This is a genomic window from Propionivibrio pelophilus DSM 12018 (assembly GCF_059569095.1).
Genome location: NZ_JCANUT010000004.1, coordinates 104,827 through 125,938, shown reverse-complemented (window position 1 = coordinate 125,938; position 21,112 = coordinate 104,827). Strand labels below are relative to the sequence as shown.

Genomic DNA, 21,112 nt, shown 5'->3' with positions numbered 1-21,112 from the left:
AACGCCGGGCGACGCAGCGGGCGCGCCTTCTTCTTGGAAAGACAATAAGAAGTACCTCGCCTGCAGGCGAAACACGGCACTTCAGTCCGCTACCACGCTATCCCGTGCTGCTTTGGAGACGGATGCGTTGATCTTCGCCAGAACCGCTTGGTTCCGCGCCTGACGCGCGGGCATCCTTTCTTTTGCTTCGCCAAAAGAAAGGAGCCAAAGAAAAGGCGACCCCGGGTTACGCGGTCGGCTTCGCCGACTTCCCTGCGCTACTCGGCAAGCCGGGCGGCTGCGCAACTCGGGGCTACGCCCCTCAAACAGTGCTCGCCGACTTCCCCCGGCTCGCCTCCGTTGCTCGGCGCTGCACAAGGGGAAGCTGAAAACCATCTGAGTTAACGCGCCAGCGTATCAAACACCGCTCGGTTTTCCTCTTGCCCTCTGCGTCGTCGAGCAGCGCAGGGCGCAACGGGAAAAAGGGCGAGGACTGTTTGAGGGGCGAAGCCCCGAGTTCCGCAGCCCCCCGTTGCACCCGAGCAGCGCAGAGCACCCGGCTACGCCGGGCGACGCAGCGGGCACGCCTTCTTCTTGGGTACTTCTTCTTGGCAAGACAAGAAGAAGTACCTCTCCTGCAGGCGAAACACGGCGCGTCAGCGACCACCCACGCTGGGGGGGGAAAAACAGCCGCAGCAATGCAATCAGCGTCAGAGGTCGTGCGCGAGGAGACGCAGCGCGTCGGTCAGTTCCACGCTCAGGTCGTGCAGCGTGTTGAGTCCCAGCTCAACTTCGGCGCTCTCACCGCGCGCGTGGAGCGAGAGCAGTTCTTCGGCCAGAACGTGCGCCCGATCGTGTCGTGCCATGATGCTCTGCAGCGACGGCTCGACGGCATACCAGACGAGTCCTTCTTTCCTGATCCACGTACAGAACCGGCAGGAATGGCGATCGAGCAGCGGCGGCTCGCGGCGTTCGCCGCGCAGGAAGCGCTGCAGCGCGGACAGCCAGTGGCGATGTTCGACGATGGCGAACAGCAGCGGAATCGTACCGGGGCCGGGGATTCGCTCTTGCCACTGCGCCCATTCAGGGTCCGGGCACCAGGATCGCACCCAGCCCGGCAACTCGTCGGCCGGCATCGGCCGGGCGACCCCGAACCCCTGCGCCTGTTCGCAACCCATCAGGATCAGCAGTTCGCCGTGCTCCACGGTTTCCACCCCCTCAGCGACGACCCCGCGCCGGAAGGCCTTGGCCAGGCTGAGCACGCCCTGGACGATGGCCAGATCTTCCGGATCGTCGAGCATGTCGCGCACGAAGCTCTGGTCGATCTTCAGGATGTCGGCCGGCAAGCGGCGCAGGTAGGTCAGCGAGGAATAGCCGGTGCCGAAATCGTCGAGCGCGAAACGTACGCCGAGTTCGCGGCAGGCGTTCATGATCTCGCGGGCGTGCATCAGGTCGTCGAGCAGGCTGGTCTCCAGCACTTCCAGTTCCAGGCGCGACGGCGGCACCTCGGGATGCACGGCCAGCGATTCGCGCAAGCCGGAAACGAAATCGGCGTGCTGCATCTGGCGCGAAGCGATATTCACGCTGACCGGGATATCCAGCCCAAGGTGCCGCCAGGCCTCCATTTGCCGCAAGGCGGTATTGATCACCCAACCGCCGATCGCCACCCCGAGCGGGCGATTTTCAACCACCGGCAGGAATTCGCCGGGCAGCAGCAGGCCGCGCTGCGGATGTTGCCAGCGGATCAACGCTTCGGCACCGACGACGCGCCCGGTCTTCATGTTCACCCGCGGCTGGTAGTAGAGAACGAACTCGTTGCGGTCGAAGGCGCGGCGGATATGCTCTATCGTCTCGCGCTGACTCTGTATCGCAGCATCCTGATCCACGTCGAACAGGCAGGTGCAGTTCTTGCCGAGTTGCTTGGCCGAGTACATGGCCTGATCGGCGTGGCGCAGAAGCTGATCGGCATCGGCCCGGTCATGGGGATACAGCGTGTAGCCGATGCTCGCCGACACCCGCAGCACGACGTCGTCGATTTCCACCGGATCGCCTGCGGCACGCAACAGGCGACCCAGGACCGGCTGACACTCGACCGCCGACTTCAGGTCGACGAGCACGGCGGCGAATTCATCACCGCCCAGCCGCGCCAGAATGTCGCCCTCGCGCAGCACGGCGCGCATGCGGTGCGCCAGCGCGACGAGCAGGCTGTCGCCGACGTTGTGGCCGTGCTGGTCATTGATCGCCTTGAAGCCGTCGAGGTCGAGATAGATCACCGCCAGCTGGTTGTCGCGCCGTACCGCCTGCGCCATGGCCTGATGCAGGTGCTCGCCGAACAGCAAGCGGTTCGGCAGATTTGTCAGCACGTCGTAATGCGCGATGTGCTCGAGCTGCTGCTGATGGCTCTTGATTTCAGTGATATCGGAAAACAGCCCGACGTAGTTCCGAACCTTGCCGCCCGCGTCGCGCACGGCGCTGATTTTCAGCATTTCCGGGAAAATCTCGCCGCTCTTGCGCCGGTTCCAGACCTCGCCGTACCAGTGGCCATTTTCCAGCAGTGTTCGCCACATCTCCGCATAGTAATCCGCTGTCTGCCAGCCGGAATTGAGCAGGCGGGGGTTGCGGCCGATGACCTCCTCGCGGGTGTAGCCGGTGATTTCGGCAAACGCCTGGTTGACGTCGAGGATATCGGCGTCCGCGTCGGTGATCACAATCCCCTCGCGGGCATGGGAAAACACGCTGGCGGCCAGTTGCAGCCGGGCTTCGGCCAGGCGTGCCTGAGTGATGTCCACGTAGGCCATCACCATGCCGTAGCGCGGGTGATCGATCGGCGTGGCGCTGACACTCAGCCAGCGGTTCGCGGTCGGCGAGCGCACTTCGAAGGTGACATCCTGAACCGGACGCCCCTCGGCAAACGCACGGACACTGGCATAGGCCTCCTGCGGCATCGGCGTGCCGTCCGGCAGGAACAGCTCCACCTCCCCGCCTTCCAGCTTGTGCACCAGGAACTCGGCGCGCCCCAGTCCGAGCATCTGCTCCGACGCCGCGTTGCATTCGATGATCCGCCCTTCGCGGTCGAGCAGCGCCACACCGATGGGCAGGATGCCGAAGATGGTGCGCAGACGTGCCTCGCTGCCGGCGATCACCGCCTCGTTTTCCTTGCGTGCGGTAATGTCCAGATGCGTCCCCGACATGCGCAACGGCTTGCCGTCCGCCGTCCATTGCACCACGCGTCCGCGGTCCTGCACCCAGACCCAGTGTCCGTCGCGGTGACGCATGCGCACCTCGCAGTCGTACGTCTCCGCTTCCCGCCTGAAGCAACGGCGCAGCAGCTCGTTCGAGCGATCCTGATCGTCCGGGTGCGCCAGCCGGTTCCAGGTATCGATGCTCAACGGCGCCAGTTCGTCGAGACGAAAACCGACAATCTCCGCCCAACGCTCGTTGAAGACCACCTCGCCGGTCTGCACGTTCCACTCCCACGTCCCGATGTCGGTACCCCAGATCACGTCGGCAAGGTGCTGCTTTTCCTGCCGCAGTTGCTGCTCAGCGAGGCGAAGCTTCCGGCGCTGCCAGCCGAGGCGTACCAGCGCGGCGGTCAACAGCGACAGGAGAATCGACAACGCGATGATCCAGTCGCGATGTTGTCCCCACACGTCGATCAGAGTGATATCGGGCGGTGTATCAGCGAAGGCGGGAAACGCAGCCAGAACGAACAGCAACAACGCGGGAAGGCGCTTCATTCAATCGACCCTACGGGCGGTGCAGTCGACGACTGCACACCAGAGCGGCACGGAGGCGGTTCTCCGCCTTCTTGACGTGCCTGGAAAAAACGAAAGGGCGGATTGTCCCACTGCGCTGGCTGGAAAGAAAGCCCGGCAGGGCTTACCGCAACGCCTTGTCTACCACCTCGAACACGTCGCGCGACAATCCGTCCTGCCGATGCAGGCTTTCCAGCGCCCCCTGCGCCTGCGCCTGCCGGCCGGCGTCGAACTTCTTCCAGCGATCGAAACAGCGGGCAAGGCGCGCCGCGACCTGCGGATTGACCGGATCGAGTTCGGCGATGCGACCGGCGAGGAAGCGGTAGCCGCTGCCGTCAGCGGCGTGGAAATGCCGGTGATTGGCGCCAAACGTGCGCAGCAGCGAATACACCTTGTTCGGGTTCTTCAGATCGAAGGCCGGGTGCCGCGTGAGCTCTTCCACACGCTGCGGCGTATCCGGCAGACAGCTCGCGGCCTGCACCGCCAGCCACTTGTCGACCACCAGCGCCTCGTGCTGCCAGCGCCGGTAGAAATCGGCCAGGGCCTGCCCGCCCTCGTCGCCCGGATTGTTCGCCAGTACGGCGAGCGCGGCGAACTGGTCGGTCATGTTGTCGGCGGTGAGGAACTGGCCGAAGGCCAGCGCGCGATTGCCGGAGGACTCGGTGCGATTCAGGTAATCGAGACAGAGGTTGCGCAGGCGCCGCCGCCCGGCGTCGGCCGTTTCCGGCCGATAGTCACCGACCGGCGCCAGACGCGTGTACAGCGTCCGGAAATCGGCTTCCAGCGCCACCACCAGTGTTCTCGCCAACCCGCTGCGTGACTGGAACAGCGCCTCGGGATCGACCACCTCCAGCTGCTCGGCCAATGTCGCTTCGCCGGGCAGGGTCAATGCCTCGGCGATGAACGCCGGATCGCTGTCGCCAAGCAGCACCTTGCGCGCCGCGTCGATCACGCTGGCGGGCCAGTCGGCGGTCGCGCCCTCGCTGATTCGTTGCGCATTGGCCAGGATCAATCGCCCGAACAGGCGTTGCCCGGCCTCCCAGCGGTTGAACGGGTCGCTGTCGTGCGCCAGCAGGTGCGCGAGGTCGGCGTCGCTGTACGGGTAGTCGAGGACGACCGGCGCCGAGAAGTTGCGCAGCAGCGAGGGCACCGGCGCGGCGGGAACGTTTTCGAAGACGAAGGTCTGCTCGGGTTCGGTGAGTTGCAACACGACGGTTTGCCTTGATTCTCCGTCATCCCGGCGAAGGCCGGGATCCAGTTCGTTCTCCGCAATCCTGGATTCCGGCTTTCGCCGGAATGACGGCGCTTGAACCGTCAGATCGAAATTTTCACCGCCCGGCCCGACCAGGCCGACCGCGACGGGGATCAGGTACGGCATCTTTTCGGGCTGCCCCGGTGTCGGCGCGCAGGATTGAGCCAGCGTCAGCGTGTAACAACGACTCGCCGCATCGTACGTGCCGCGTGCCGTGACGCGCGGCGTTCCAGCCTGGCGGTACCAGGCCATGAATGGGGTGAAGTCGAATCCCGACGCCGCTGCCATCGCCGCGACGAAGTCATCGCAGGTCACCGCCTGCCCGTCGTGCCGCTCGAAGTAGATGTCCATGCCCTTGCGGAAGGCCTCGCGGCCGATCAGCGTCTGGATCATGCGCACGACCTCGGCGCCCTTTTCATACACCGTCGCCGTGTAGAAGTTGTTGATCTCGACGTAGGTCGACGGGCGCACCGGATGCGCCATCGGGCCGGCATCCTCGGGGAACTGCATGGCGCGCAGGCCGCGCACCTCGCGGATGCGGGCAACCTGCCGGCTGTGCGTGTCGGCGCCGAATTCCTGGTCGCGGAACACCGTCAGTCCTTCCTTCAGCGAGAGCTGGAACCAGTCGCGGCAGGTGACGCGGTTGCCGGTCCAGTTGTGGAAATACTCGTGCGCGACGACGCGGTCGATGTTCTCGAAATCAGTGTCGGTCGCCAGATCGGCGCGCGCCAGCACGTACTTGGTGTTGAAAATGTTGAGGCCCTTGTTCTCCATCGCCCCCATGTTGAAGTCGCCGACGGCGACGATCATGTAGTGGTCGAGATCGCATTCGAGGCCGAAGCGCTGCTCATCCCAGTGCATCGATTTCTTCAGTGCCTCCATCGCGTGCGGGCACTGGTCGAGCTTGCCGGGTTCGACGTAGATCGCCAGCTGCACCTCGCGGCCCGACGCTGTGCGGTAGGTATCGCGCAACACGTCGAGCTTGCCGGCGACCATGGCGAACAGGTAACTCGGCTTGCGGAACGGGTCTTCCCAGGTAGCGAAATGGCGGCCGTCCGCATCGTCGCCGGCCGCGACCGGGTTGCCGTTGGCCAGCAGCACCGGGAACGTCGCCTTGTCGGCATGCAGCGTCACCGTGTAGCGCGCCATTACGTCGGGGCGATCGATGAACCAGGTGATGCGCCGGAAGCCTTGCGGCTCGCACTGCGTGAAGTAACCGTCGCGCGAGCGGTAAAAGCCGGAGAGTTGCGTGTTCTTGTCGGGCTGGATGCGCACCGTCGTCGTCAGGGTGAAGCGATCGGGCACCTCGGCAATCGTCAGCCGGTTGCCGTCAACGCTGAACTCACTCGCCGCAAGGGCACGCCCATCGACGCCGACCGACAGCGTTTCCAGATCCTCGCCATCTAGCGCCAGAGGGATCTGCGCAGCACCGGCCTGATTCCGCCGGATATCGAGCGTGGCCGCGACGATCGTGCCATCCTCCCGGACATCCACGTCGAGTTTGACGGTATCGATCAGAAATGGTGGCGGCGTGTAGTCTTCAAGACGGACGGGGACAGGCGTATCGTTGGACATGTCGGCAAGATCGGGGAAACAAGAGAAGGCGAAATGATACCGGAACCCGACGTCACGAACTTTTCCGAAAGGTGGCTGACAAAGGGCCATCGGTGGCGCCAACCCGCTGGCGCGCCGTGGCAGAAACACCCATTACAACCAGACAATTAGAGGAAAGAACATGAAACCCAACATCGTCACCCTCGGCGGCAACCCCATCAAGATCGTCGGCAACTTCCCGCACAAAGGCGATACCGCTCACGACTTCTCGCTCGTCGCGAACGACCTGACCGACGTCCCGCTCAAGCAGTTCGACGACAAGCGCAAGGTGCTGAATATCTTCCCGAGCATCGACACGCCGACCTGCGCCACCTCGGTGCGCACCTTCAACAAGCGCGCCAGCGAACTGCAGAACACCGTCGTGCTGTGCATTTCCGCCGACCTGCCGTTCGCGCAGAAACGTTTTTGCGGCGCCGAAGGCTTGACCAATGTCATCACCCTGTCGACAATGCGCGGCCACGAGTTCATCCATGACTATGGCGTCGAGATCTCGACCGGCCCGCTGGTCGGCGCCGCCGCCCGCGCCGTCATCGTCCTTGACGAGCACAACAAGGTGCTGCATAGCGAACTCGTTTCCGAAATCAAGAACGAGCCGGATTACGACGCTGCTATAAAGGCGCTGGGCTGATTTCAGACTGATTTCAGTCAGCTTTCTTGCCAGGGCATGGAGCGATTAGAATCGCGGCTCCATGCCCGTCCAAATAAACACTTTCCCGCTCATCCACCACCTGGCGACCCCAGCACCCGCGGTGCGCAGCATCGACGCCTCAGTCAGCTTTCATCCGGGGCGCATCGTCTTCCACTACTGCCTGCGCGGCGACATCGTCCGTCTGCGCGTTCCGGCGCAACAGGGCACGGACCGCACTGACAACCTCTGGGAACACACCTGTTTCGAGGCCTTCATCGGCCGCGACGGCGACACGGCCTATCGGGAATTCAACTTCTCGCCCTCCGGACAGTGGGCCGCGTACGACTTCAGCGACTACCGCCAACGCATACCCGGCGAGGTAGCGATGCCGGCACCGGAAATCTCCGTCTACCAGACAGATGGCCGGCTGGAACTGGAAGCGGTTGTCGCATTATCAACCCTGCCTGCGCCTCCTGCCGGAGGTTTATGGCGCATCGGCCTCACGGCGGTCGTCGAAGCCGCCGACACGATCGACGGCGGCCACAGCTACTGGGCACTGAAAAACCCTGCCGAGCGTCCCGATTTCCATGACCGTTCAGGATTCGTCATCGAGTCGCCAGCGCTCGCGGAATAACACCATTATTGTCGTCATCGGCCATTCAAATCATTCGACTCGAATGACTCCATTCCTGCCAACGAGCGGTCATTCCGAGTAATACGTTGATCGCGGAAGGTAACGTGCGATCGCCACAACTCTCGCTTCCTGATTCGAAACTTATGAAAATCCACCAACTGCCCGATGGCGCCCGCTTCGAATACAAGGGCGAGGAATACGTAAAGACAGGACCGATGTTCGGGACCGGTCCACACGGACCGCAGCTGATTCCGAGATCCGCCGTACTCAGGCCGATTGGCGAAAGGGAAGCCACGCGCGAGACAAGGAACGACGTCGTCGCGAGAGCGGAGGTCCTGCGCGCGTTCAATGCGTTCTACACCGAATGCCGGGCACTTGTTCCGGACAAGCAGCAGACAACACTGGAATCGGCGCGCGGCCGCTTCCTTGCGTCACTGGATGGAGGTCGTTGAGTACGGGCGAAACGACACTCCAAGGACCATAAACAAAGGCCCCGCCATTACGGCGGGGCCCGCGTGTGGTGATGTTGCCGGAGAGGCTTACTGCCCGCCGGTCACCGCCTGACGGACGATCGCCAGTGCCGTGCGCAGGTCTTCGATGGCGACCTGACCCGGCGCGGAACTGCTCTTGCCGACAGCGAAGGTCGCGGCCGATCCGTACGCCCAGCCCATGATCCGCGACAGGGAACCGATACCGCCCATCGACATGCTGATCAGCGGGATGTCGAGCGTCTCGCGGGCGCGGCTGGTCGCTGCCAGCAGTTCGAGGACGTCGAGCTCGTTGGTCGGCATTACCGCAACCTTGCCGACGTCGGCGCCGTATTGCTTGGCAGCGGCGAACTTGCTGTCGAGTGTCGCCGCATCGGGCGTCATCTGGAAGTTATGGAACGACATGACCATGCCGATGCCGCTGGCCTTCGATACCTCGCGCAGGGCCTGGATATCGGCAGGCGCGTTGGAAAGTTCGTAGTCGATCAGTTCGACGCACTTGGCCTGGCATGCGGCGGTGTACATCGCCACCACGGCAGGTTCGTCGATCGTCAGCGGCTGCCCGCCCTCGGTCACGTTGCGCCGTGTCAGCAGCACCGGGATGCCGTTCGCCGCCTGGCGGATCGCCAGCGCGGTTTCGATCACGGCCGGGATGTCGCCGATCGCTTCGAAGAAATCGATCCGCCATTCGAGCAGGTCCGGCTTTTTCGGGACGATGAAGGCGACTTCTTCGAGAATCGCCGCCCGCGTCTTGCCGACCAGCGGTGTGATGATGATCGGCAGGGTTCCACCACCAAGGGGTTTTCCCTGCACCTGGACCAGTTTGGTTTCTTTCATGCTTGCACGCTCCCGAGTGTAATTTGTAAGGCCACGGACAGTTGGTTTTCCTCTCGACGCAACCCGTATCAGCCTTCCCCGCAAATCGCCGGGCCCCGGACCGGAGTTCGGGGCCGTCAATGTTACGCTAACTCGCTGCCCCCGGACCAGCCCGCCGGAAACAGCCGAGCAGCCGCCCCCAGTAGCGCGTCTGGCTGAGTATGGTGAGCGACAGCAGCGCCAGCAGGACCAGCGACACCGGACTGGTGAAAAATTCGGCGGCGAACTCCGCCGGGTCGTTGCCCACCGAGATCATCGCGCGCCGGTAGTTCGAATCGAGCAACGGGCCGAGAATGATGCCGAGGATGACCGGCCCCACCTGGTAGCCGTACATCTTCAGGAAGTAGCCGGCCACGCCGAAGCCGAGCATCCAGTAGATATGCACCGGATTGTTCTCGATGGCATAGGAACCCACCGCCGAGAGCACGACGATCATCGGTAGCAGCGCGGACTTCGGAATCTCGACGATCTTGGCGAACAGCTTGATGCCCATGAAGCCGAAAACCGCCAGCCAGATGCAGGCGAGGGCCAGGTTGCCGACGGTAAACCAGAAGAGATGCGGCGTTTCCAGCAGCATCATCGGCCCGGGTTTCAGACCGTGGATGTAGAGCGCGCCGATGATCACCGCGGTCACCGCGTCGCCCGGAATGCCGAGGGTCAGCATCGGGATGTAGCAGCCACCGACGGAGCCGACCGCCGCCGATTCCGGTGCCACGACGCCTTCCCACGCGCCTTCGCCGAACGGCCGTTCCGGGTTCTTCACCGTGCGCTTGGCGTGGTCGTAGGCCATCAGCGCCGCGATATCACCGCCCGCGCCGGGCAACGCACCGACAATCACCCCGAGGACGGAACAGCGTGAGGCCAGCGGCAGATGCTTGCGGATCAGGCTCCACGACGGGAACAGTTTGCTGACATTCTGTTTCACCGTCGCGAAATGCAGTTCGTGTAGCTGGACGAGCACTTCCGACACGCCAAACAGACCGATCATCGCGGCCACATACGGCGCGCCGGCGGTCAGATGCACGGAACCGAAGGTGAAGCGCGGCTCCGCCGTCAGCGGATCAAGTCCGACCATGCCGAAGAGGATGCCCAACGCCCCGGCGAACACGCCCTTGGCCATCATCCCGCCGGACAGGCTGCCGACCAGCAGCAGCCCCCAGATCGCCAGCATCATGTAGTCGCGCGGCGCAAAGAGTAGCGCAAGATCCGACAGCATCGGCGCCCCGACGGCCAGACACAGCACGCCGATCAAACCACCGAACACGCCCATGATCGTGGTCAGCCCGATCGCCTGCCCGGCCTCGCCCATTTTGGCCAGCGGATAGCCGTCCAGCGCCGAAGCGATGGCCGCCGGTGCCCCCGGCACGTTGATCAGGATGGCACTGCGCGAGCCGCCATAGACGCCGCCGTAATAGATCCCGGCGATCAATGCCAGCGCATCGTTGACGCCCCACTTGAAGGTAAAGGAAATCAGGATCGACACCGCCATCGTCACCGACAACCCAGGAATCGCCCCGACGTAGATGCCGAAGAACACGCCTGCCGCGGTCAGGAACATCAGGTAGGGATCAAGGAAGCTCATCCCGAAGTACGAGAGATTCAGCAATACGTCGCTCATCGGAAGATCCTTTCGAGAGGCCCTTCCGGCAGCACTACCGAGAAGGCGATCTGGAAAACGAGGTAAACGACAGCCAGCGACAAGACGTTGCTGACGATCATGTGCACGTAGCGGCGTTCGCCCAGCACGAGGCTGGCAGCCACCAGATACAGGAACGACGCGGTGATGAAACCGAGCGGTTCAAGCAGGAACATGTAGGCGATCAGCACGAAGATGAAGATCATGTGCCGCGCCGGGAAGACTTTCTCGAAGAAGCTCTGGCCCAGCGTCTTGCCGAGCTTGAGTTCCGGCACCGGCTTCTTCAACTCACGGAAGATGATCACCAGCGAGCTCACGCACATCACCAGACTGGCCCCAAGGGGCAGCGAGCCGGCGGAGCTCCACGACGCAAAACCGGAGATCCCGTACGAGAGATAAAACGCCGTCAGGCTGAACAACAGCAACGCCAGACAAAACCCGAGCTCGCCGGGCAGCCTCGGCTTGTGCATTTCCTTTTCGCTAATCACTTTCGACACACCTCCGCGGGAAAATCACGGGCGCCGGGCGCCCGCCGACAGCCCCCCGGGGCAGTCAATGCCGCACGGGGAACACCGCTGCGATTTTTTCCAAATGAATGCAGAAGAGTTCGTCACCCCGGCGAAAGCCGGGGTCCAGTTCGTTGAATTTCCTGGATTCCGGCGTTCGCCGGAATGACGCATCCGCAATAAGTCAGCCCTTCCCTGAAGATCAGGGCTTCGGAATGCCGAATTTTTCCGGCGAGATCTTCGCGGCGCCAACATCCTGCAGTAGCCAGCTGGTCACCGATTGCCATTTCGTCAGGAACGCCTCGGCCTCGGCACCGGAGATGTTCATCATCAGGTTGCCGCGGTCGGTCATCAGCTTCTTGAACTGCTCGTTGTCAGCAGCCTTCTTGAACGCATCGACCAGCGTCGCCTTGATGTCGTCCGGCGTGTCCTTGCGCACGAAAACGCCGTAGAACGGCCCCCACGGGAGGTACTTGGCGAAGTCCGGATACTCCTTGGTGACGGGCGGCACGCCGGGCAGCGAATCGACCGGATCCGTATTCACCACGGCCAGCGCACGAATCCGCCCGGCCTTGATGCTTTCCGTCGCGGCGCCGACGCCGACCGGCGCGAAATCGGCATGCCCGCCCATCACGGCGGTGACAGCCGGACCTTCGCCGTCGAAAGGAACCGATATCGCATTGAATTTCGTCACCGCGCCGAGCATCGACGCCACGGTATGCGGCAGTCCGCCGGGACCGGTCATGGCCATCTTGATCTTGCCGGGGCGCTTCTTGGCATCGTCCACGAGTTCGGTCAGCGTTTTCCACGGCGCATCGGCCTTGACGACGATCACGCCGACGCTGCGCGCGAGGAGAGCCACCGGGAAGAACTTGTCGTAGTCGAACTGGGCCAGTCCGAGAATCTTGTGCAGCTGCGGGTTTTCCGCACCGAAAAGGATGTTGTAACCATCGTTCGGCGCATTGTTGACGAAGTTTGTCGCGATCGCGCCGGTGCCGCCCGGCTTGTTGACCATCACGATCTTCTTCCCGAGAACGGCCTCGGCATGCGGCTGAATGGCGCGTGAAACGACGTCCATCGCTCCGCCGGCGCCCCACATGATGGTCCCGGTGATATCACGTTCCGGATACGCCGCCGAGGCGACGGTGGTGATCAGGCCCAGCGCGACGGCGCCCAAAAGCTTCTTTGCAATCATTGAATCCCTCCGTTATGTCTCACTGGAAAAGCTGCCGAAAAACGGCGGCCAGTCAGCCGGCCTCTGGCGTGCCGACTCGAACCCGATACTAGGAATCCCGGCAAGTCCCGTCACCCGACTAAAGTCGGGTAATTTGCCCCCCGCGGTCGGCTGCAGAGGTCACCGCCCTTGCCAGTAGCGCCGATGCGTTGCCCGCCACGACGTCACCCCCGCACGCTCCCCGAGGACGACCCGCAAGGCGCCATCCCGATCGGTGCGCCAGATCGAACTCCCCCCATAGCGAGCGATGATGTTCGGCCGCGGATGGCCGAACGGGTTGCGGTAGCCGGCGGAAAACACCGCGTGCGCGGGCGCCACGGCAGACACGAACGATGGTGTCGAGGAACCCTTGCCTCCGTGATGCGGCACGACCAGCACGTCGGCACGCACATCAGCCGGCGCACGGGCCAGCAGCGCCCGCTCGTTCGCTGCCTCGATATCCGCGGGCAACAGCAGGCTTGCCCCGGCGCTCTGCACGCGCAAAACACAGGAGAGGCCGTTCGTCTGTTTCTGATTTTCGTAGTCGGCAGGCTCGGGATGCAGGATCGTGAAGCGAACGCCATCCCATTCCCACGATTGCCCGGCAGCGCATCGCTCGCCGCCCGCTTCGGCAAACGACGCCAGGACGCGCCCGACCGGACCGTGTGCGCTCAGCACGGAGCCCAACCCGCCTGCGTGATCCTTGTCGCGGTGCGAAACGACCAGCGCATCGAGCAGGGTGACGCCGTTCGCCTGGAGAAAAGGCACGACGACCCGCTGGCCGGCGTCGGCCTCGCCGCCGTAGCTCGGACCGGTGTCGTAAAGCAGCGTATGCCTGGCGGTACGGACGACCACGGCCAAACCTTGCCCGACATCGAGCACATCAGCCCACGCTTCACCTGCATCGGGACGGGAAAGAGGCGGAAACATCGCGGGCAGAAGCAGGCACAGGCCGAGCCAGCGACCCGGAAAGCCGCGCGGCAGCAGCAACCAGAGCGCCCCGAACAACGCCAGAAGAACTGCCCACAGCGGCGGCGCAGCCTGCTGCCAGACCGGCCAGGTGGCCAGCCAGTCGAGCACGGTCATCAACTGCACCATGACCCAGTGGTCGAGATGCAGCAGCGGCGGCCAGGGGATCACCGCGAAAAACAACGCCAACGGCGTGACGACAAAGCTCACCACGGGAACCGCCATCAGGTTGGCCAGCGGCGAAACCAGCGAAAACTGCTGAAAAAAGAGAAGCAACAGGGGCAAACCGCCGACCGTCACCGCCCACTGCGCCGCCCCCCACTGCATCAGCGCGCTGCGCCAGCGACGGTGCTCGGCCCTCCCAAGACGCGCGCTGCCGGCGTAGAACAAAACGGCCACCGCACCGAAAGAGAGCCAGAACCCCGTCGCCAGGACCGCCCACGGGTCGATCAGCACGACGGCGAGCAAGGCCAGAAGAAGGGTGCGCACGACGCCAAGGTTCCGCCCCGCCCACAGGGCGGCAGCAAGAACGCTGAGCATGTACAGCGTGCGTTGCGCGGGCACCTCGAAGCCGGCAAGCGACGCATAGAAGAACGCGGCAGCCCAGCCGGCGGCGATCGCTGCCTTTTGCGCAGGCAGCCGCAGCATCAGCCGCTCGCTGCGCCGCCAGAGCGTGCCGACCGCCAGCGCACAGAGCGCCGCGATCATCGTCACGTGCAACCCGGAAATGCTGATCTGATGTCTATTAAAACGCAATGTGAATGGCGGGGCAAAAAGGGGCCTCATAACGGAGTAGTCGGATACCATACGATGCGGAAGACGTTGGCCTCCAAAATGGTCCGCGGCGGTCTGTCGATCAGCGATGTGAGCGTCATCCTTGGCCATGCTTCCGTTGCCACCACACAAAATAACTACGCCCGTTTATCACCGGCAGAATCATCAAAGCGTGCTGTCGCTCTGCTCGATAAATAACACCGGAGTATTATATTGAGCGAACGGAAAAGTGATAAGGGACAAATCGGGTGAGTGATACGAGTGCCTCCACCATCAACACCAATGACATTATTATCAAAAAAACCAAGATCGCGGTATCGTGGAGTCTGTCCGTTAAACGACTGACGTAGCTAGATCAATATTCTTACCGTTAGTCATCGGTGCTTTCTATTCATATAGCATATAAGAGCGTGGGGTTCAGTTGCGTCATGGCCATCAAGAATATCCAAGAGTTATTCAGCGAAATAAAATCGAAAAACTGCAGGATCAAACAAATTCGAGAGTTTCTTGCAGGTGACGATGCAAAAACTCTCATCAATCAATTCTGCAACAATTTAAGTAACTATGAGGCTAGCGGCCTACCACCGTTAGCCTACGCGGCCAGAATCGGGAAAGCCGAAGTTTGCCAAGTTCTAGTAGATGCCGGCGCTGATGTAAATGCTAAGAGTAAATATTCGAGGCATACGGCGTTGATGTACGCAGCGTGGAATGGACATGATGAGATAGTTGAATTCCTTCTCAGCCACGGCGCAGATGCAACGCTTGTGGGGGACGACGGAGAAACTATTCTGGCGTGTAAGCAATTGAATAGTGTTTCAAATCCGATCATCTACAAAAGATTAATAGAGGCCGGCGCTGATGTAAATGCGAGATGCAAGGAGTTTTCTCATAAGGAAGGACAAACGCCTCTCCTGCGAGCGAATAGCTATGAAGTTGTGAAAATGTTGTTGGAGGCAGGGGCTGATCCTCATGCTTCTGATGGATATGACACTCCGCTAAAGCTAATAAGTGATATTGAAGCATGCCGTCTACTTATCCAATACGGCGCAGATGTAAACGCACGCGGTGATGAAGAGGATTGGACACCGTTAATGTGTGCCGCTGGTTTTGATGGAACAGTTGAGAAGTGCAAGCTGCTGATCGAACACGGCGCAGATGCAAATGCGCTTTCTTCTAGCGGGGAAACCGCTTTCGACATTGCTCGTGGTGACGGAACAAAACCCAGTGAGATCGCAGATTATTTGGGGACAGTTACAACGCTGAGAACGGTGAAAGTTGAGAAGCCATACAACCCGGCAGAAGACCCAGAGTTAAGCTCAAAATTTGTTTCTGCCGCAAGGAAGGGCGACTTGAAAACGGTTCAGAAGCTATTTGAACAGGGGGCCGATATCAATTCCAGCAACAGGTCTCAGTACAAGCCAGCGATTTTATGGGCCGCCGAAAACGGGCATGTGGATGTCTGCAAATTCATTTTCAGCAAAGGACCATTGCTTCGTCACTGTACGGATATGTTTAATTACATGGCTCGGTTGGGAGAATCAGATTTTTTGGCGCAGATGCTTAAGTGTGGGCCGCTACACTCGAACTGTCTTGGCGCGGAGGTTGCAATTGTTGAGTTTCATGCCAACTATTCACTAGATGGAAAGACAGCATTAATTGAAGCAGCAGAGCGTGGCGACGAGGCCACCTGCAAATTTCTTCTGGAAGAAGCTGATGCGAGTGTAAACGCCCATTCTGATTGGGGTTTAAATAGCCTTGCGTATGCAGCACAAAACGGGCACGCCAGTATTTGCACTTTGTTGATTTCGCATGGCGCACGGATGATCTCGAAGGCTAATGGCATGACTGCTCATAGTGCGCTTGGATGTGCTGCTGAAAATGGTCACGATGATGTTTGTGAGCTACTGATTTCAGCAGGTGCAGATGTAAATCCAGAAATTTCTGAAAAATTTTTCCCATTAATGTTAGCAGTTAAAAATGGTCATGTTTCAACCAGCAAATTACTGCTGGAACATGGAGCGAACATTCATATTAAGTATTGGGACAAAAATCTGCTGTCGATAGCAAACGAAAGCAGATCGCCAAATAGTGACTTAGTTGTTCTGATTGAAGAGCATTTGAGTCGATCAGTTCCGGCACCGGATCCTTTCTCAATTGATCAGCTGAAGTGTGCAGATAGCCTTAGTGTGTACAGCATTTTTAGCCAGGACGTCCCATACATTGATCCTAATTTGTCTTATCCGGATAAGTCTTTATTTAATGAGGTCAGAAATTTCAAAGTTCGATCAGTTTCGAGCTTGATTAAAGCTGGAGCAGTGCCAAACTCGATTGACCCAAACGGGGAAACGCCGCTTTTTACTGCTATCCGTTCTTTCGACTTCAAGACTAATAGCTCAATAATTAGTGTCATTAACCTTTTAATTGACGCTGGTGCTGATGTTAACGCCATAGGGTATCAAGGCCTGCCACTTCTAATCTGTGCGTTGGTTGAATATGGTAAAGAAGAAGCGGCTCTTCGCTTGATTTCAGCCGGTGCAAAGGTTGATGTATCCCATCCTCGATATGGTTCGTCAATGTATGCAGCTGGAGCCTCAATTGAAGCAATGAAAGCACTGCTATCTGCCGGAGCTAGCGTTGATGGACTCGGCCCAAATCTTTTCTCGAATTTACCCGACGAGTGGACTGCATTAATGAAATTATGCTCTGGCTACGGGGCAAGCAACGCAGAAATTAAATGGTTACTCGAAGTTGGTGCAAATCCAAACGCCAGAGATCACCTCGGATGGACGCCATTGTTGATTGCCTCATGGAAGCGAGAAATTGAGTTCGTCAAAGCATTGGTTACACACGGTGCAGATATTCATGCTGTCAATTCAGATGGTATGAATGCACTAGATCTCGCCATGGCTAGTCGCGATTTAGATCTCTTCAACAAGAAGAAAAATGCGAGAAATTTCGAAGTCGACAAACTGGAAATTGTCGATTACCTTTCCAACGAGTTGGGCTTGAAAAAAGCAATGGAAGCTATTTGAACACTCCGGCTCTATCGGCTACCGTCATTTCGACAAATCTGGGAAGCGACCACGACCAGCATTCTTGATCATCGCTTCTGCTTTCTTGATGTAACGACTGACCCCAGCCGCCCATGACATCTTGATGTTCGGGATACTTCGTTTTTTGAATTCGTCTCGTGGTTTCGGGGCTAATTCATTTGCCAAATATGGGTTCAGGGCTAGCCACACTTCCCATAATGTCAGGTCTGGATTGGCTAGTCGATAGTCGTAGACTTTGAGTGTTTTCTCCAGCGCCGCCACATTGGGTTGGCCCACGACTGGATACCTGGCCTGACTGGATCGAGCAGCCCGAATCCCTCTCCGATCCTCTCGCTCGTCGCCCCTATTGGCCTGATACCGTTCCTTGAAGGTATCCACATACGCAACGAATCGCTTGAACAGTTCTGAGTCTGGTTCGTCGAGAGGCACCTGAAGCAATAAAACCGAATCGTCGGTGTATGCCTCTTCTGGAAGTGGTCCTCTGATCCTGACGAATGGATACTTCTTCTCAGGATCCGCAAACAGATAGACCCCGCGCCTCTTCTCGACCCCATTGCGTGCTGGTCGTCGCCCGTCATCAGCTGGCGCTTCGCTACGCCACCACGCCCAGAAGTCATCCCCGCTGACATCCCCGAAATCTGAGTACAGGTCACTGGCTGGCCCGTACTCCTTGTTCCGTTTCAGATACATCCACCACCAGTAATACACAGAGTCCTTCACGTCCTCTGTATTGGTTGGTGGGGTGTAGGGAAAGCTGATCAATCCCGCGCCCTGTCGCACATTAACACCCTAATTCTGTGTAATAGATAGCCAATGTTAATGCGTTCAGCGGAAAAGTAAACTGTGTTCACTGGTTCAGCAATACCGCTAACCGGAAACAACATAGTGAGGTAATACAAATGAACGTGAATCTTATCCGGGAACAAATCGAAGACTCTATTTTTATGCTTGAACTTGTCCGTGGTTATTTAGACAACACCGCCCTTACTGAAAATAAATTGAAGCGCCGTCTTGAATCACAGTTCACTGAACTGTGGAACACCTTGATGGACGCAGAAAACGAATTCAGCCCGAAGGATGTAGAGGTTGAAAAAGTATTGGAAAACGTTCGAAAGCATATCACCAAGGAGAAGTGAAATGAAAATAGTAAAGAAACAACCGAGCCGTCTCCGTCCTTTTGATCAACAAGATTGTGACTACTTTGAAGACAACAAATCAACGACTTTCGATGGTTGTATTGAAGGGCTTGAGTGTCAGTTACAAATTATCAAGGTCGTAAGCACAACCGTTGAAAATTTTAAGAAAGCGAGGGGAGAAGTAGGTTTGAGTAGTGTCGAAGTAGAAACATTTGCACAAATCAGTAGAAACCGCGTCCGGGATCTAAAAGTGTACGTCAATCAACTTATGAAACATCTTGAACAAATCGAAGTTAAGGGAGAATGGAAATGAAAGACGTAACGATTGACTTGACCGAAGTTGTATCAACGAACGAAGCATTCCGCAAACGTGTAGTTGATATGAATGAGGCCGACATGATGAAGGCGTTCCGACTTATCTTGAGTGAAGCAAAGACATTGAAACATCAGGCATTAGTAAATGAACTGAGAGAGGTGAACTGAAATGACATACACAATAACAGCATCTTATAGTTCGTGGATCGAGTTCGATATTGAAGAACTCCTTGACGAAAATGAGGAGTATGCCCTCGAAGACATTGAATCGTACAACGTTATGCGGGGTACTCTTTACTTGACGATGAACGATGGTGAGGTACTCGAGTTTGATCAGTGTATTGAAACCGATTTCAAATCCCCTAATGATGTCACTCTCCGTAATCCAAATGGAGATGAGATTGAAGTTGAAGACCTTCCAACTCTTCGACAACAAATCGAGATGTCAAAACTACTGATAGCAAAGTACGAAGTAGATTTCGCAAAAGCTAAAGAAAATTTGGCACGATTGAAAGGAGAACCGAAATGAGTGAATACATTGTAAAGAGAACTGTTACCTTTATCTTAAAGGTAGAGGCAGTTGATGAAGCAGATGCTCTTGACCACGCTCGAGAGAACATCTACGACATTGAAGACGCAACATCAAAAAATGTCTTCGAAGTGTGGGAGGTTGAGGAATGCATCCCATATGATCGTCCTCCCACTGAAGAAGAAGAGAAGTCAGCGGAAGAGGAAGCAATGGGAATGTCACGGGCAGAATTTGAACGGCAGTTGTGGGATAAGACGCCAGAAGGAATGTTACACAATGCCGCCCGTGAAGAACTATTCAAGGAGATTGGCGGTATTGGTATAGCCAGTTTGAAATTTGAAGAGTACCAGAAGTTGATTCCTGATAAGGTAAAGGAGTCCGGACTTGAATGGAAGTTTAAAAAGAAGGAATCAAAATGAAAAATAAATGTATGAGTGAGGACGAACTTGTCAAACACCTTCAACCTATCATCGATAAGCACGCAGCAGCATTCAAGATAATTCGTAAGGAGTATGATCTTCGGAAGATGAAGTTCAGTACGTTTCAAAAACTGATGTACGACAAAGTAGATGAGATGAAGTAACTAAAATGAAAGACAAAAAAATGCCCCGGCTTAGTTCCGGGGCTTTTTCATTTTGAGTTCCAGAATTCCTTCCTGAACTCGAACATAACTTGGCCAGCACGACGACCCCACAACTTGAACGGATAGACCAATACGTCACGGTGGTATTCGTTGAGTGGTGCGCCTTCTGAATGTATCTGGGCAATCAGATCGTAGATAGCGGCGATCTCTCCATACGCTTTGTGTTCAAGAAGGAAATTGAAGGTTTCAACGTCAAACTGATCGATTGCTTCCTTCTGTGCCTTGGGCAGATATTTGTAGGTATCACTCACTGTCAATCTCCATGGTTTCCAGAGATATTTATGAGTGAGAAATCGCTAGTAATCTTCGGCCAGCATCACCGTTGTATAGCTACGATCCCATTCAGTAATTACGTAGAACTTCGTTTTATTAATCGTATAGGATGAAAAAACCCGGCCATCCGTTTTAATCGCAAGGTCATTCAGTTGTTGGTCTGCCTTACACAAATCACCATCATCGCCGCTAACGTGTCTATTGACCAATTCAGTCAGATTGATACCCTGCTCTTGGGCATAATCGAGACAATTTCTTGTTACGACGACTTGGCCCAACGAAAAAAGTTGAGGCATTTGTATCTCCGGAAAGTTAAATAAAAACGTAACTTTCACGGAGAGATCGATCACCGGCAACGAGACAGACTTGATCAATCGTCGTTTAACTCAACCGAGCATCTGAGTCGAGACAGATTCTCCAGTATGGCTATGATCCTTCATTAATACCAAACTGACAACACGGCACATGCTTTGAATTTTGATACCTGGATACCCATAAAGGTCAACAGTTGCCTGTTCCCCAAACCCGTTGCCCAAGATTTTGTTTTGATGGATAGTTTTATTATGGGGATGGGTGTAACAAGCAAGTTGTCCGGAAACCTGCTATTGGTGCGAAGTAGTTGAACTTGATGGCATCAGACAAGTAATACTCAACAATGTAACCCGTAGTGTTTTTGAGGGTGGTGATCGAAGCGATAAATGATCCATCTGGCCCCCAAACTAACGGGTACTTTCTTGCGAACTGGCATGAAAACGACCCCAATTTCAGAATCAGTTGCCTAACCCCGTGATTCTTGCGTGGATATTGAGGTACGTCATAACCCCTTCAAGATTTTGCCG

The 21,112-nt window shown here is 57.7% G+C and carries 20 protein-coding genes; 10 read left to right on the top strand and 10 right to left on the bottom strand.

Going from position 1 to position 21,112, the window contains the following annotated elements:
* Positions 1-689: 689 nt before the first annotated feature.
* Both BO74_RS03910 and pepN read right to left on the bottom strand, forming a co-directional pair.
* Positions 690-3,716: a sensor domain-containing protein gene (locus tag BO74_RS03910; protein WP_496440185.1), complete on the bottom strand. Its 3,027-nt coding sequence runs from the start codon at positions 3,714-3,716 to the stop codon at positions 690-692.
* A 142-nt stretch (positions 3,717-3,858) separates the two neighbouring features.
* A complete protein-coding gene (gene pepN, locus BO74_RS03905; RefSeq protein WP_496440183.1) occupies positions 3,859-6,561 on the bottom strand; it encodes an aminopeptidase N in 2,703 nt (900 codons plus the stop codon).
* A 160-nt stretch (positions 6,562-6,721) separates the two neighbouring features.
* Between pepN and tpx the strand changes: the two genes are divergently transcribed.
* The 3 genes from tpx (at position 6,722) to BO74_RS03890 (ending at position 8,314) form a co-directional block, all read left to right on the top strand.
* Positions 6,722-7,228, top strand: coding sequence for a thiol peroxidase (gene tpx, locus BO74_RS03900; RefSeq protein ID WP_496440181.1), 507 nt, complete (start codon positions 6,722-6,724; stop codon positions 7,226-7,228).
* A 61-nt stretch (positions 7,229-7,289) separates the two neighbouring features.
* On the top strand, positions 7,290-7,862 hold the full coding sequence (locus tag BO74_RS03895; protein ID WP_496440180.1) for a DOMON-like domain-containing protein: 573 nt from the start codon (positions 7,290-7,292) through the stop codon (positions 7,860-7,862).
* A gap of 143 nt (positions 7,863-8,005) precedes the next feature.
* Positions 8,006-8,314 carry a hypothetical protein gene (locus BO74_RS03890; RefSeq protein WP_496440178.1) on the top strand — a complete coding sequence of 103 codons (309 nt, stop codon included), beginning with the start codon at positions 8,006-8,008 and terminating at the stop codon, positions 8,312-8,314.
* An 87-nt stretch (positions 8,315-8,401) separates the two neighbouring features.
* On the opposite strand, the gene aroD is transcribed toward BO74_RS03890, so the two are convergent.
* The 5 genes from aroD to BO74_RS03865 form a co-directional block, all read right to left on the bottom strand.
* Positions 8,402-9,187 (bottom strand): type I 3-dehydroquinate dehydratase, encoded by a 786-nt coding sequence (aroD, locus tag BO74_RS03885; protein WP_496440176.1) that lies wholly within the window; start codon positions 9,185-9,187, stop codon positions 8,402-8,404.
* A gap of 127 nt (positions 9,188-9,314) precedes the next feature.
* Positions 9,315-10,844 carry a tripartite tricarboxylate transporter permease gene (locus BO74_RS03880; protein ID WP_496440175.1) on the bottom strand — a complete coding sequence of 510 codons (1,530 nt, stop codon included), beginning with the start codon at positions 10,842-10,844 and terminating at the stop codon, positions 9,315-9,317.
* On the bottom strand, positions 10,841-11,332 hold the full coding sequence (locus tag BO74_RS03875; RefSeq protein ID WP_496440173.1) for a tripartite tricarboxylate transporter TctB family protein: 492 nt from the start codon (positions 11,330-11,332) through the stop codon (positions 10,841-10,843). Before BO74_RS03875 ends, BO74_RS03880 begins: the two co-directional genes overlap by 4 nt.
* A gap of 238 nt (positions 11,333-11,570) precedes the next feature.
* The gene (locus BO74_RS03870) at positions 11,571-12,563 is read right to left on the bottom strand and encodes a tripartite tricarboxylate transporter substrate binding protein (protein ID WP_496440172.1); all 993 of its coding nucleotides are present in this window, start codon (positions 12,561-12,563) and stop codon (positions 11,571-11,573) included.
* A gap of 159 nt (positions 12,564-12,722) precedes the next feature.
* The gene (locus BO74_RS03865; RefSeq protein ID WP_496440171.1) at positions 12,723-14,336 is read right to left on the bottom strand and encodes a DNA internalization-related competence protein ComEC/Rec2; all 1,614 of its coding nucleotides are present in this window, start codon (positions 14,334-14,336) and stop codon (positions 12,723-12,725) included.
* On the opposite strand from BO74_RS03865, the gene BO74_RS03860 reads away from it, so the two are divergent.
* Both BO74_RS03860 and BO74_RS03855 read left to right on the top strand, forming a co-directional pair.
* Positions 14,289-14,522: a tyrosine-type recombinase/integrase gene (locus BO74_RS03860; RefSeq protein ID WP_496440169.1), complete on the top strand. Its 234-nt coding sequence runs from the start codon at positions 14,289-14,291 to the stop codon at positions 14,520-14,522. The two genes, BO74_RS03865 and BO74_RS03860, sit on opposite strands and share 48 nt — an antisense overlap.
* Before the next feature lie 230 nt (positions 14,523-14,752).
* Positions 14,753-17,356, top strand: coding sequence for an ankyrin repeat domain-containing protein (locus tag BO74_RS03855; RefSeq protein WP_496440167.1), 2,604 nt, complete (start codon positions 14,753-14,755; stop codon positions 17,354-17,356).
* A gap of 24 nt (positions 17,357-17,380) precedes the next feature.
* Here the strand turns inward: BO74_RS03855 and BO74_RS03850 are convergent, their stop codons facing one another.
* A complete protein-coding gene (locus BO74_RS03850) occupies positions 17,381-18,139 on the bottom strand; it encodes a hypothetical protein (RefSeq protein ID WP_496440166.1) in 759 nt (252 codons plus the stop codon).
* A gap of 137 nt (positions 18,140-18,276) precedes the next feature.
* Between BO74_RS03850 and BO74_RS03845 the strand changes: the two genes are divergently transcribed.
* From BO74_RS03845 to BO74_RS03825, 5 genes are read left to right on the top strand one after another with little or no spacing between them, the layout of a single operon-like run.
* Positions 18,277-18,513, top strand: a complete 237-nt coding sequence (locus BO74_RS03845; RefSeq protein ID WP_496440165.1) for a hypothetical protein — start codon at positions 18,277-18,279, stop codon at positions 18,511-18,513.
* Between the two features lies 1 nt (position 18,514).
* Positions 18,515-18,826 carry a hypothetical protein gene (locus BO74_RS03840; RefSeq protein ID WP_496440164.1) on the top strand — a complete coding sequence of 104 codons (312 nt, stop codon included), beginning with the start codon at positions 18,515-18,517 and terminating at the stop codon, positions 18,824-18,826.
* Positions 18,823-18,996 (top strand): hypothetical protein, encoded by a 174-nt coding sequence (locus BO74_RS03835; RefSeq protein WP_496440162.1) that lies wholly within the window; start codon positions 18,823-18,825, stop codon positions 18,994-18,996. The genes BO74_RS03840 and BO74_RS03835 overlap by 4 nt, the downstream gene beginning before the upstream one ends.
* A gap of 1 nt (position 18,997) precedes the next feature.
* Positions 18,998-19,357 (top strand): hypothetical protein, encoded by a 360-nt coding sequence (locus tag BO74_RS03830; protein WP_496440160.1) that lies wholly within the window; start codon positions 18,998-19,000, stop codon positions 19,355-19,357.
* The gene (locus BO74_RS03825) at positions 19,354-19,776 is read left to right on the top strand and encodes a hypothetical protein (RefSeq protein WP_496440159.1); all 423 of its coding nucleotides are present in this window, start codon (positions 19,354-19,356) and stop codon (positions 19,774-19,776) included. Before BO74_RS03830 ends, BO74_RS03825 begins: the two co-directional genes overlap by 4 nt.
* Positions 19,777-19,987: 211 nt before the next feature.
* On the opposite strand, the gene BO74_RS03820 is transcribed toward BO74_RS03825, so the two are convergent.
* Positions 19,988-20,251: a hypothetical protein gene (locus BO74_RS03820; protein ID WP_496440157.1), complete on the bottom strand. Its 264-nt coding sequence runs from the start codon at positions 20,249-20,251 to the stop codon at positions 19,988-19,990.
* A gap of 45 nt (positions 20,252-20,296) precedes the next feature.
* A complete protein-coding gene (locus BO74_RS03815) occupies positions 20,297-20,569 on the bottom strand; it encodes a hypothetical protein (protein WP_496440155.1) in 273 nt (90 codons plus the stop codon).
* Positions 20,570-21,112 lie beyond the last annotated feature (543 nt).